Below are 12,238 nucleotides of genomic sequence, written 5' to 3'. Positions count from 1 at the left end.
AACGCGCAACCATCGCTGCCAATCTAGGGCGTCCGAACCTCAGGTGGCGACGTTTGTGAGTTTGTCGTGCGGCCTGCGCACGGTCAGCCCTGGCGTGTGGTCACGTTGAGTTCGGCCAGCAGGCGCCGTACGCGTTCTTCGATGTCATCGCGGATGGGACGCACCGCGTCGACGTCCTGGCCGGCCGGGTCGGGCAGTTCCCAGTTCAGATAACGCTTTCCGGGAAAGATCGGGCAGGCGTCCCCGCAGCCCATGGTGATCACCACGTCGGCGGCCCGCACGATCTCGTCGGTCCACGGCTTGGGGAACTCGCCGGTGATATCGATGCCCACCTCGGCCATGGCAGCAATGGCGGAAGGGTTGATGTGGTCGCCGGGTTCGGATCCACCCGACCAGGCCACCGCTTGATCGCCGGCAAGGTGAGTGAAGTAACCCAGCGCCATCTGGGAGCGGCCGGCGTTGTGGGTACACAGGAACAGCACGGTGGGCTTGCCGTCGTCGACCCGGGCTGCGTGGCTGTCGGGCATGGTGTCAGGAATCCTTCGTCGTCGATGTGGCGGCTGAGGCCGTGCGGTCGGCGAACCGCTTACGCAGAGCAAGTGATACATAGACGAGGGCGACCAAGACCGGAACCTCGATCAGTGGCCCGACGACGCCGGCCAGGGCTTGGCCCGAGGTGGCACCATAGGTGGCGATCGCCACCGCGATGGCGAGTTCGAAGTTGTTGCCGGCGGCGGTGAATGCCAGAGTGGTGGTGCGTTGGTAGCCGAGGCCTATTGCGGCGCCGAGCAGGTAGCCGCCACCCCACATGATCGCGAAGTACGCCAGCAGGGGAAGCGCGATGCGCACCACGTCGAGAGGCCGGCCGGTGATCTGTTCGCCTTGCAGCGCAAAGAGAATCACGATGGTGAACAGCAGCCCGTAGAGGGCCCACGGTCCGATCCGGGGCAGGAATGTCGACTCGTACCAGTCGCGGCCCTTGGTCTTCTCGCCGATCCGGCGGGACAGGTAACCGGCGAGCAGCGGTACGCCCAGGAAGATGAGCACCGATTTGGCGATCTGCCACGGTGAGGTGTCGATGGTGGTCTGTTCCAGGCCGAGCCAGCCGGGCAGCACCGACAGGTAGAACCAGCCCAGGACGGCGAACATGACGACCTGGAAGATCGAGTTCAGCGCCACCAGGACGGCGGCGGCCTCGCGGTCGCCGCAGGCGAGGTCGTTCCAGATGATGACCATCGCGATGCACCGGGCGAGTCCGACGATGATCAGGCCGGTCCGATATTCCGGCAGGTCCGCCAACATCAGCCAGGCCAGGGCGAACATCAACGCCGGCCCGAACACCCAGTTCAAGAACAGCGAGCTCAGCAACAGTCGCCGGTCGCCGGTCACCGTGTCGAGCCGGTCGTACCGAACTTTCGCGAGCACCGGGTACATCATGATCAGCAGACCGACAGCGATCGGGAGCGAAATGCCGTCGAGCTGAACGCTTTCCAGGGCAGTGTTCAGCCCGGGGATCGATCGGCCCAGGAACAGACCGGCGACCATCGCGATGCCGATCCACACCGGCAGGAACCGGTCGAGGACGGACAGCTTCGCGACCACGGGCGACGCCGACGTCTGCGCCGAGGTCACGCAGGCACCAACGTGTCGGGGTCCAACAACGCGGACAGCTCGCGTAATGCTGCGGGGATCACGGCGTAATACACCCACGAGGCCCGGCGCTCGGAGGTCAACAGGCCGGCGTCGCGCAGCACCTTCAGATGGTGAGACACCGTCGGCTGCGACACATCGATGCCGCCCGAGATGTCACACACACAGGCCTCACCGCCGGCATGACTGGCAATGGCGCTGAACAAGCGCAGCCGCACCGGGTCGGCGAGCGCCTTCAATTTCTTGGCCATCTCGGTGGCGGCCTGCTCGGTCAGCGGCTCATTCAGCAGGGGTGGAGTGACGCAACACGCGTCTCCCGCATCGGACGAGTTCGACATGCATCGATATTGACATCCATCGAATCAGGTAGCAAGCGAACAGTTGGTGAACGACCCGTCGGGTGGGTCAGCAGCAGGAGGTCTCCGTCGCAGTCGATGCAGTGGTGCGCTGACTGCCGCAACAGACGTCGGTGCTGTCATCAAGATGCTGCGGGCTGGAACCGAAGCTGTCGGAGTCGGCGAGCACCGTGTAGATCTCCCACTTTTCGCCGGCCGGCCCGGTCACCCACACCTTGTCCTGAGTGGCGAAGCAGCACGTGGTGCCGATCTCCTCGTCGGTGAACAGGCCCGCGTCGCTCAGGCGAGCGATCTCGGCGTGGACGGTCTCGCTGGACGCGACCTCCACGCCGAGGTGGTTGATGGTGCCGCCCTTGCCGGGGTTCTCCAGCAGTACCAGCTTCAACGGCGGATCCGCCACGGTGAAGTTGGCGTAGCCGGGTTTCACCTTGGCCGGATCGGTGCCGAACAGCTTGCGGTAGAACGCGATCGCTGTGTCGAGGTCATCGACATTGAGCGCTAGTTGCACACGAGACATGAACTCATCCTCCTGGGGGTTGTTTGACATATATCGAAGTGGCGCGTCACGGCCCAGCTTGCCACCTTTTAGATATATGTCAATCCATCTGGCAGACTGGCGTCATGCCCAAAGCGCTGCCTGTCATCGATACGTCCGCACCGGTGTGCTGCGCCCCGGTCGCGGCCGGGCCGATGACCGATGACGACGCGCTCAACGTCGCGTTGCGGCTCAAGGCGCTCGCCGAACCAGCGCGGGTGAAACTGATGTCGTACCTGTTCTCGTCGTCGGCGGGGGAGCAGAACAGTGGCGACCTCGCCGCGGCGCTGGGGCTGACCGAATCCACGGTGAGTCATCACCTGGCCCAACTGCGCAAGGCCGGTCTCGTCCTCTCGGAGCGCCGCGGTATGAACATGTTTCACCGCGCGCACCCAGAGGCCCTGCAGGCGTTGTGCACCGTGCTCGACCCGAACTGCTGCCGCTGATCGCCGTGTGCTGCTACGGCGCGGCACTCTGGGCGGAAACCGGCGGCACCGCACTACCTCTCGGCCGCCCGCTCATCCGCTGACACCCCGACAGCAAGAAGGCCCTGACCCGGTTGAACCGGATGAGGGCCTCTCATGTGTCGGGGTGACAGGATTTGAACCTGCGACCTCTTCGTCCCGAACGAAGCACGCTACCAAGCTGCGCCACACCCCGTGTGAAGCCACGACAGCGTATCGCACCGGGCGGGCGGAAAGCCAAACGGCTACCGCCTCCCGGGAAGGATGTCGGACCCCAATGGTGTTGTAGATGGCAAGGACGCCGTCGGGGGCGGTCCATGACATGAAGTGAGGCAGATATGACCGGGTTGGGAGCGGCGATCTACATCGGGTTCTTCGTACTGGCGGCGGTGTGGCTGTACCTCAGCGGGCGGCGCGAGGATCAGGCCCAGCGGCCCGAGGATTCGAACTGGGCCAGCACCGAGGCTGGTTCGGACGGGTTCAGCCCCTGGCTGGCCAGCCACTCGCTGTCGAAGTAGGTGTCGGCGTAGCGGTCGCCGCTGTCGGCCAACAACGTCACCACTGAGCCGCTCTGCTGTTGGGACATCATCTCGGCCAGGAGCCGGAACGCGCCCCAGATGTTGGTGCCTGTCGACGGCCCCACCCGGCGGCCCAGGACCCGGCTGACGTGCTGGGACGCCGCGACCGAGGCCGCGTCGGGCACCGTCATCATCCGGTCCACCACGCCGGGTAGGAACGAGGGTTCGACCCGCGGCCGCCCGATGCCCTCGATGCGGGAGGAAGCCCCGGTCTCGACTGCCGGGTCGCGCTGGGCGTAGGACGGGAAGAAGGCCGAGTTCTCGGGATCGACGACGCACAACCGGGTGCGGTGCCGGCGGTAGCGCAGATAGCGGCCGATGGTGGCGCTTGTGCCTCCGGTCCCGGCGCCCACCACGATCCAGTCCGGTATCGGGTGCGTCTCCTGGCCCATCTGCTCGAAGATCGACTCGGCGATGTTGTTGTTCCCGCGCCAGTCGGTGGCGCGCTCGGCATTGGTGAACTGGTCCAGGTAATGCCCGCCGGTCTGCTCGGCCAGCCGCTCGGCCTCCGCGTACACCTGGGATGACGCCGCGACGAAATGGCAACGCCCGCCCTGTGATTCGATGAGGGCGATCTTCGACGGGCTGGTCGAGGACGGCACCACCGCGATGAACGGCAGGCCCAGGAGCGCCGCGAAGTACGCCTCGGACACCGCCGTGGAGCCGGAGGAGGCCTCGATGACGGTGGTGCCCTCGCCGATCCAGCCGTTGCACAGCGCGTACAGGAACAGCGAACGCGCCAACCGGTGCTTGAGGCTGCCGGTGATATGCGTCGTCTCGTCCTTGAGATAGAGCTGGACGTCGAACTCGTCCGCCCACGCCGCCGGCAGCGGATAGCGCAGCAGGTGGGTATCGGCGCTGCGTCGTGCATCGGCCTCGATCAACCGGACGGCGTTGTCCACCCAGTCCCGCGGCCGACTACAGGCGATATCGCCTCCGGCGCTCACCGTGCCGATACGGTCGGATGTGCCTGCCCGGCACGGGTACCCAGCACCGAACCCTTGGTGGGTGTGGCCACCAGAGTCAGCAAGGTGGCCTCGGGCCGGCAGCAGAACCGCACCGGCGCGTACGGGGAGGTGCCGATCCCCGCCGACACGTGCAGCTTCATGGTGGCGCCCCACTGCGACGGGCCCTTGGCACGTGTGCGGTCCAGTTCGCAGTTGGTCGCGATGGCGCCGTAGAACGGCAGGCAGAGCTGACCGCCGTGCGTGTGCCCGGCCATCACCAGCTGGTAGCCGTCCGCGGCGAACCGGTCCAGCACCCACGGCTCGGGGGAGTGCGTGACGCCCAGGGACAGGTTCGCCGTCGGGCTGGGCGCTCCGGCGATGGTCTCGTAGCGGTCCCGCTTGAGGTGCGGATCGTCCACCCCGGCGGCGGCGATCCGCAGCCCGGCCACATCGAACTCGCGGCGGGTGTGCGTCATGTCCAGCCAGCCCCGCTCGGTGAACGCGGCCCGCAGGTCCTGCCAGGGCAGCGGATCACCGTGGATGCGGCGCTTCTTGTTGAACAGGTAGTTGGCCGGGTTCTTGGGCCTGGGCGCGAAGTAGTCGTTGCTGCCGAACACGAACACGCCGGGCACCGACAGCAGGTCACCGAGCGCCTGCACGACGGCGGGCACCGCCTTCTGGTGCGAGAGATTGTCCCCGGTGTTCACCACGAAGTCGGGCGCCAACGTCGCCAGCTCGCGCAGCCAGGCCTGCTTGCGCCGCTGACGCGGCAGCATGTGCAGGTCGGACAGGTGCAGCACCCGCAGCGGGGTCGATCCCGGTGTCAGCACCGGCATCGTCAGTTCCCGAAGCGCGAACGCATTGCGCTCGATCAACGACGCATAGCCGATCCCTGCGGCCAGGGTGCCGGCGGCGATCGCGGCAGTGTTCTTCAGGTGCGACATGTGAGCAGCTTACTGCTCCGTCACGGCACCGGAGGGGGTGGCGGCGGAGGTGGCGGCCCGAGCACCGGCACCGTGATGGGCGGTAGCCCGGGGATCTGGATGACCGTCTCCCCGACCGGTGCGGGCAGGCCCGGGATGCCCACCGGCGGTGGCGGCGGAGGCGGCGCGATGCCGTTGCTGGTCTGGATGGTGATGATCGAGCCGGGGATGGTCTGCCCGGACGGCGAGGTGCCCACCACGTATCCGGCCGGCGACGTGCTGTTCACCGGCTGCGGTTCGTCGGCGACCTGGAAACCGGCTTCCCGCAGACGCTGGCGGGCCAGGTCCAGGTTCATGCCACCCACGCTGGGCACCCGGGAACCCGGCCCGCCCTCGACGTAGCGCGGATCCGTCGGCGGGAGCACCACGGTGTCCGGGGTGATCGGCTTCATCGCGGCGAACCACGTCCTGGCCGGTTCGTTACCGCCGAACAGGTTGCCGGAGCCGCACTGACGCAACGGGAACGAGCACAGCTCACTCGGGGTGGTCGAATCGTCGTAGATGTAGTTGGCGGCGGCGAACTCGCTGGTGAAACCGAGGAAGGCCGACGAGCGGTTCGACTCGGTGGTCCCCGTCTTACCGGACATCGGCAGGTTCCAGCCCACCGAACCGGCGGCCCCGGCGGCGGTGCCCGCACCGGTGTCGTCCTTGCTCAGCGCGTTGGCCAGGGTGTTGGCCAAGCCCTCGGGCACGACCTGCTCGCAGGTCTCGGTGGTCACCGCGACCTCGGTGCCGTTGCGGTCGAAGACCTTGTCGATCGGGTTCGGCGGGCACCACGTCCCACCCGAGGCGATGGTGGCGGCGACATTGGACAGCTCGAGGCCGTTGACCTCGATGGGGCCCAGGGTGAAAGAGCCGATGTTCTGCCGTTTCACGAAATCGGCGAGGCTCTCATTGCTGTCAGGGTCATAATCGCGGGCCGTGCCGGGCAGCGCGTAGGACCGCAGGCCCAGCCGCACCGACATGTCGACGGCTTTCTGCACGCCCACCTGCGAGATCAGCTTCGCGAACGCGGTGTTCGGCGAGGTGGCCAGTGCATCGGTCACGTTCATCGAGCCCTGGTAATTACCGGCGTTGCGCACACACCAGGTGGCCGGGGGGCAACCCGGCGAACTACTGCTGCCCAACCCCTTGGCCTGGAATGCCGGCGGCACCGGAAGCTGGGTGTCGATGCCCATCCCCATCTCCATGCCGGCGGCCACGGTGAAGATCTTGAAGACCGAGCCCGCGCCGTTGCCCGCCAGCGAGAAGGGCTGTGGCTGCATGGTCTCGCCTGCGTCGGTGTTCAGGCCGTAAGTGCGGTTGCTGGCCATCGCGACGACCGGATGGGCTTCCTTGCCCGGCCGCACGACGCTCATCACGCTGGCAACGCCGTCGATGTCCGGCGGGGCGAACTGGTTGACGGCGGATTTGATGTTGGCCTGCACGTCGGGATCCAGCGTCGTCTTGATCAGATAGCCGCCCTTGGCGATCTGCTCCTTGCTGATTCCGGCGCGGGCCAGGTAATCCAGCGCGTAGTCGCAGAAGAAGGCGCGGTCCCCGGCCGCGATGCAGCCGCGCGGCAACTCGTTGGGCGTCGGGAGCACGCCGAGTGGCTCCTGCTTGGCGGCCCGTAGCGCCTCGGCTTCCTGCGGGACGTTCTCGATCATGGTGTCCAGCACCAGGTTCCGGCGGGCCAGTGCCCCCTCGGGGTTGGTGTAGGGGTTCAGCACGCTGGTCGACTGGACCATGCCGGCCAGCAGCGCGGCCTGCTGCCAATTCAGCTCGGAGGCATTGACACCGAAATACGTCTGGGCGGCGTCCTGGACCCCGAAGGCGCCGTTACCGAACGACACCAGGTTCAGATACCGGGTCAGGATCTCCGGCTTGGTCAGCGTCTTGTCCAGCGTCAGCGCCATCCGGATCTCGCGCAGCTTGCGGGCCGGGGTGGTCTCGATGGCGGCACGCTTCTCGGCGTCGGTCTGCGCAACCACCAGCAGCTGGTAGTTCTTCACGTACTGCTGCTCGATGGTGGAGCCGCCGCGGGTGTCCAGGTTGCCGGACAGATAGCCGGACAGGCCGGTCAGCGTGCCCTGCCAGTCCACGCCGTTGTGCTCGGCGAACCGCTTGTCCTCGATGGAGACGATGGCCAACTTCATGGCGTTGGCGATCTGGTCGGTGGGCACCTCGAAACGGCGCTGGGTGTACAGCCAGGCGATCGGGTTGCCGCGGGCGTCGGTCATCGTCGAAACAGCAGGAATGTCACCCTCGACCAACTGGGCCGATCCGTTGGCCACCACATCGGAGGCCCGGTTGGACATCAGGCCGATTCCACCGACGACGGGGAACATCAATCCGGCCGCGATGACCGCGGCCAGCAGGCAGCACCACATCAGTTTGATGACCGTCACCGCTACCGGTGGACGTGTCGGGGGCTGCTCTGGCATGAGTTACAGAGTAGCCAGGGGGTCCAATCGGGGCCCGCGAGCCGCGCAAATATCGATTTTGGGGGCCTGACGGCACGGTCGTCCCAAAAAAGCGTGATCTGACTGTTGCGTAAAAGGCCACTGACCACCTAGCTTGGACACACAATGCGATTCAGGTAACACTCTTGACGCAATGTGGCGCAGATTACATCTACGTGTTATGTAGTCCGGACGAAGGGATCGCTGGTGTCAGTTACATCATCTGTCACGCACAAGATTGGCGTTAGCCCCCAACTCCACGCAGCCGCCCCCGGAGCTGAGGCCGAGGCCAGGATCGCGTGGGTTTCGCAGGCGCGCTGCCGGCAGGCAGACCCGGATGAGCTTTTCGTGCGTGGAGCAGCCCAACGTAAGGCCGCAGTCATCTGCCGGCACTGTCCCGTCATCGCCGAATGCGGCGCCGACGCCCTGGACAACAAGGTCGAGTTCGGTGTCTGGGGCGGTATGACCGAACGTCAGCGCCGCGCCCTGCTCAAGCAGCATCCCGAGGTGGTTTCCTGGGCGGACTTCTTCGCCGCCCAGCGCAAGCACCGCAGCGCGGTCTAGACGCCCGCGAGCTGATCGCCGATGGCGCGCAGCGCTTCCAGATCCGATACGTCGAACGGAAGTGACGGCACCCCGACGATCGCCACGTGCGGGTTGGCGCCGGTGAACCGGGACAGCAGCCGCACCTCGCGCTTGGCGGTGGCTGCCCGCGCCGCGTGCACACGTAATACCGCCGCGGTCAACCCGCCCTCGCCCTGGCTGGCGTCCAGCTGATCGGCGGCCTCGGCCGCCTTCTCTCCGGCCAGCCCGGTCAGCGTCGGGTGGGTGCGGTTGAGGATCAGACCGGCCAGCGGCATCTTCTCCTGCGACAACCGGTCGACGAAGAACGACGCCTCGCGCAACGCATCCGGTTCGGCCGCCGACACCACGACGAACTGGGTGCCCCGGCGCTTGAGCAGCTCGTAGGTCTTGTCCGCCTTCTGCCGGAAACCGTCGAAGGTGGCATCCAGCGCCTGCACGAAACCTGCTGCGTCAGAAAGCATCTGGGATCCGAGCACCGTGGACAGCGCCTTCATCGCCAAACCGACAGCCCCGGTGACGAGCTTGCCGATGCCGCGGCCCGGGGCCAGCAACAGTCGCCACAGCCTGCTGTCCATGAAGCTGCCGAGCCGCTTCGGTGCGTCCAGGAAGTCCAGCGCATTGCGCGACGGCGGAGTGTCGACCACGATCAGGTCCCACTTGTCCTCGGCCAGCAGCTGGCCGAGCTTCTCCATCGCCATGTACTCCTGCGTGCCCGCCAGTGACGTCGCCACCGTCTGGTAGAACTGGTTCTCCAGAATCGCCTCTGCGCGTTCGGAATCCGACGAATACTGCAACACCATCTCATCGAAGGTGCGGCGCATGTCGAGCATCATGGCGTGCAGTTCACCGGTCACCTCGGGTGCCAGCGGCACCCGCTGCGGGTTGTTGCCCAGGCTCTCGATTCCCAGTGCCTGCGCCAACCGCTTGGCCGGGTCGATGGTCAGAACCACGACGGTGCGACCACTTTCGGCCGCCCGCAATGCCATCGCCGCCGCGGTGGTCGTCTTGCCGACGCCGCCGGCGCCGCAGCACACGACGACCCGGTTGGATGTGTCGGCGAGGATGGCGCCCAGGTCCAGGACAGGAGGCGTGCTACTCATGATTGACTCCTCTTCGCGCAAGCGCTCATCAGCGGACTCCCTGGGCGGCAAGTGCTTCGGCGAGTTCGTACAGGCTGCCGAGGTCGACGCCGTCGGCGATGGCGGGAAGTTCGAGGCGGGCCACGTCGAGATCCTCGAGTAGTTCCGCGCTCTCGGCGCGCGCGGCAATCCGGGTGGCGTGCTGGATGGATTCGGTGAGCAGGCCGGCGAAATCAGTGTCCGACAACGTGATACCCGCCGACGCGAGACCGGCACGGACTGCGTCGGCGTCGATGTCGCCCTCGGCGGCCTTGGTGAGGTCCGCGGCGGGCAGATGTGAGGGGATGTTGCGGTTGACGATGACGCTACCGATGGGCAGATCCAGCTCGCGCAGTTCGCTGATCGCCTCGATGGTCTCCTGCACGGGCAGCGCCTCCAGCAGGGTCACCAGGTGGATGGCGGTCAGATCCGAGTGCAGGATCTTGACCACGCCGTCGGCCTGGGAATGCACCGGGCCGCCCTTGGCCAATTCGGACACCGCCTTGGTGACATCGAGGAAGCGCGAGATCCGGCCGGTCGGGGGAGCGTCGACGACGATCGCGTCGTAGGCGGTCTGGCCGCCTTTGGCCGGTTTGTCGTTGCGGACGACGATCTCTTTGATCTTGCCGGTGAGCAGCACATCCCGCAGGCCCGGCGCGATGGTGGTGGCGAATTCGACCGCACCGATACGGCGCATCGCGCGCCCGGCGATGCCGAGGTTGTAGAACATGTCCAGGTACTCCAGGAACGCCGCCTCGGTGTCGATGGCGAGCGCGTTGACCTGCCCGCCACCGTCGGCGGTGGCGATCTTCACTTCCTTGTAGGGAAGCGGTGGCACATCGAAGAGTTGCGCGATGCCCTGGCGCCCTTCGACCTCCACCAGCAGCACCTTGCGGCCCCCGGCGGCCAGCGCCAGCGCCAGGGCCGCCGCGATCGTCGACTTCCCGGTGCCACCCTTGCCGGTGACGAAGTGCAGCCGTGCCTTGGTCAGGCGGGACGGCCAGCCGACCGGTTTGCGGTCGTTGGATTCTTGTTCCACGACTGCATGCTATCCATGCGTACCGCGCGTCCGGATAAGCTCGCCCACATGAGCGAGTTAACCCGTTGGGAATACGCCACAGTTCCGTTGCTGACGCATGCAACCAAGCAGATCCTCGATACCTGGGGTGTCGACGGCTGGGAACTGGTGTCGGTGCTGCCCGGTCCGACCGGTGAGCAGCACGTCGCCTATCTGAAGCGACCCAAGTGACCGTCTCGTCGAAGCTCGCCGAACTGGGCATCGAGCTGCCCGCCGTGGTGGCGCCGCTGGCGGCCTACGTGCCCGCGGTGCGCACCGGAAACCTGGTCTACACCGCCGGGCAGCTGCCGATCAGCGACGGTGCACTGCTGGCCACCGGCAAGGTCGGCGCCGAGATCACCGCGGAGCAGGCCAAGGAACTGGCCCGCCAATGCGGGCTGAACGCGCTGGCCGCCGTGCACTCGCTGGTGGGCATCGACTCGGTGGTCAAGGTGGTCAAGGTCGTCGGCTTCGTGGCCTCGGCGCCGGGATTCGACGGACAGCCCGGCGTCATCAACGGCGCCTCCGAACTGTTCGGTGAGGTCTTCGGCGAGGCCGGCGCGCACGCGCGCTCGGCCGTCGGGGTTTCCGAACTCCCGCGCAACGCCCCGGTCGAGGTCGAGGTGATAGTCGAGGTTTCGTGACCCATCCCGCGTACGGCGTCCTGAGGCCGGTCACCGCATCGGCCTCGGTGCTGCTGTGCGACAACCCGGGCATCATGACGCTGGACGGCACCAACACCTGGGTGCTGCGCGGCCCGCGCAGCGACGAGATGGTGATCGTCGACCCCGGTCCCGACGACACCGAGCACATCGAGCGGATTGCGGCACTGGGCAAGATCCCGCTGGTGTTGATCAGCCACAAGCACGGCGATCACACCGACGGGATCGACATGCTGGTGGAGCGCACCGGCGCCGTGGTCCGTGCGGTGGGCAGCGGGTTCCTGCGGGGTATGGGCGGACCGCTGACCGACGGCGAGGTCATCGACGCGGCCGGTCTGCGCATCACCGTGATGGCCACCCCGGGCCACACCGTGGACTCGCTGTCGTTCCTCGTCGATGACGCCGTCCTGACCGCCGACACCGTGCTGGGCCGCGGCACCACCGTCATCGACGATGAGGACGGAAGCCTGGCGGCCTACCTGGAATCGCTGCGCCGGCTGCAGGGACTGGGCCCGCGTACCGTGCTGCCGGGCCATGGACCCGATCTCGCCGATCTGGCCGACGCCACCACGAAATACCTGGCCCACCGCGAAGCCCGCCTGGGGCAGGTCCGCGCAGCGCTGCGTGTTCTGGGTGAGGACGCCACCGCGAAACAGGTCGTCGCACACGTCTACACCGATGTGGACAAGAAGCTGTGGCCGGCCGCCGAGAAGTCGACGCAGGCCCAGCTGGATTACCTCAGACAGTGATTTGTGGAGTCTCAGTCGGAATCAGTGGCTGTTGCGAATTGGTGAGTGTGTCGGGGTGACTTGGCGGTTGGTGTCCTCGAGAATGGGGTGATGGCTAGGGGTTATCGCCC

The 12,238-nt window shown here is 66.7% G+C and carries 12 protein-coding genes, 1 tRNA gene and 1 pseudogene; 5 read left to right on the top strand and 9 right to left on the bottom strand.

The window, feature by feature from the left end; translation table 11 throughout:
* Positions 1-83 precede the first annotated feature (83 nt).
* From arsB to ASE48_RS30650, 3 genes and pseudogenes are all read right to left on the bottom strand, one after another.
* Positions 84-1,632: pseudogene (gene arsB, locus ASE48_RS30660) on the bottom strand (ACR3 family arsenite efflux transporter).
* Positions 1,629-1,988, bottom strand: coding sequence for an ArsR/SmtB family transcription factor (locus tag ASE48_RS30655; RefSeq protein ID WP_057170988.1), 360 nt, complete (start codon positions 1,986-1,988; stop codon positions 1,629-1,631). Before ASE48_RS30655 ends, arsB begins: the two are co-directional and overlap by 4 nt.
* A 67-nt stretch (positions 1,989-2,055) precedes the next feature.
* Positions 2,056-2,523 (bottom strand): ArsI/CadI family heavy metal resistance metalloenzyme, encoded by a 468-nt coding sequence (locus tag ASE48_RS30650; protein WP_057171210.1) that lies wholly within the window; start codon positions 2,521-2,523, stop codon positions 2,056-2,058.
* A gap of 104 nt (positions 2,524-2,627) precedes the next feature.
* Here ASE48_RS30650 and ASE48_RS30645 point away from each other — a divergent pair, with 104 nt between their 5' ends.
* Complete coding sequence (locus ASE48_RS30645; RefSeq protein WP_057170987.1) at positions 2,628-2,987, top strand: Rv2640c family ArsR-like transcriptional regulator; 360 nt, start codon at positions 2,628-2,630, stop codon at positions 2,985-2,987.
* 140 nt (positions 2,988-3,127) lie between these two features.
* Here the strand turns inward: ASE48_RS30645 and ASE48_RS30640 are convergent.
* From ASE48_RS30640 to ponA2, 4 genes are all read right to left on the bottom strand, one after another.
* Positions 3,128-3,201 (bottom strand) — tRNA-Pro (locus ASE48_RS30640).
* A 225-nt stretch (positions 3,202-3,426) separates the two neighbouring features.
* The gene (locus ASE48_RS30635; RefSeq protein ID WP_057170986.1) at positions 3,427-4,530 is read right to left on the bottom strand and encodes a PLP-dependent cysteine synthase family protein; all 1,104 of its coding nucleotides are present in this window, start codon (positions 4,528-4,530) and stop codon (positions 3,427-3,429) included.
* A complete protein-coding gene (locus ASE48_RS30630; RefSeq protein ID WP_057170985.1) occupies positions 4,527-5,474 on the bottom strand; it encodes a metallophosphoesterase in 948 nt (315 codons plus the stop codon). Before ASE48_RS30630 ends, ASE48_RS30635 begins: the two co-directional genes overlap by 4 nt.
* A gap of 20 nt (positions 5,475-5,494) precedes the next feature.
* Entirely contained in the window at positions 5,495-7,939 is a 2,445-nt protein-coding gene (ponA2, locus tag ASE48_RS30625) for a transglycosylase/D,D-transpeptidase PonA2 (protein ID WP_057170984.1), read from the bottom strand.
* A 255-nt stretch (positions 7,940-8,194) separates the two neighbouring features.
* On the opposite strand from ponA2, the gene ASE48_RS30620 reads away from it, so the two are divergent.
* Complete coding sequence (locus ASE48_RS30620; protein ID WP_057171209.1) at positions 8,195-8,521, top strand: WhiB family transcriptional regulator; 327 nt, start codon at positions 8,195-8,197, stop codon at positions 8,519-8,521.
* Here the strand turns inward: ASE48_RS30620 and ASE48_RS30615 are convergent.
* Positions 8,518-9,642, bottom strand: coding sequence for an ArsA family ATPase (locus ASE48_RS30615; RefSeq protein WP_057170983.1), 1,125 nt, complete (start codon positions 9,640-9,642; stop codon positions 8,518-8,520). The genes ASE48_RS30620 and ASE48_RS30615 overlap by 4 nt on opposite strands.
* Positions 9,643-9,670: 28 nt before the next feature.
* Complete coding sequence (locus ASE48_RS30610) at positions 9,671-10,699, bottom strand: ArsA-related P-loop ATPase (protein ID WP_057170982.1); 1,029 nt, start codon at positions 10,697-10,699, stop codon at positions 9,671-9,673.
* A 48-nt stretch (positions 10,700-10,747) separates the two neighbouring features.
* Here ASE48_RS30610 and ASE48_RS30605 point away from each other — a divergent pair, with 48 nt between their 5' ends.
* The 3 genes from ASE48_RS30605 to ASE48_RS30595 are packed head-to-tail and all read left to right on the top strand — an operon-like array spanning position 10,748 to position 12,128.
* The gene (locus ASE48_RS30605) at positions 10,748-10,909 is read left to right on the top strand and encodes a hypothetical protein (protein WP_105362063.1); all 162 of its coding nucleotides are present in this window, start codon (positions 10,748-10,750) and stop codon (positions 10,907-10,909) included.
* On the top strand, positions 10,906-11,361 hold the full coding sequence (locus ASE48_RS30600) for a RidA family protein (RefSeq protein WP_057170980.1): 456 nt from the start codon (positions 10,906-10,908) through the stop codon (positions 11,359-11,361). Before ASE48_RS30605 ends, ASE48_RS30600 begins: the two co-directional genes overlap by 4 nt.
* Complete coding sequence (locus tag ASE48_RS30595) at positions 11,358-12,128, top strand: MBL fold metallo-hydrolase (RefSeq protein WP_057170979.1); 771 nt, start codon at positions 11,358-11,360, stop codon at positions 12,126-12,128. The genes ASE48_RS30600 and ASE48_RS30595 overlap by 4 nt, the downstream gene beginning before the upstream one ends.
* The last annotated feature ends 110 nt before the right edge of the window (positions 12,129-12,238 follow it).

It is taken from the genome of Mycobacterium sp. Root265, from assembly GCF_001428895.1.
Taxonomy (GTDB): Bacteria; Actinomycetota; Actinomycetes; order Mycobacteriales; family Mycobacteriaceae; genus Mycobacterium.
This window is presented reverse-complemented; position numbering and strand designations above follow the sequence as displayed.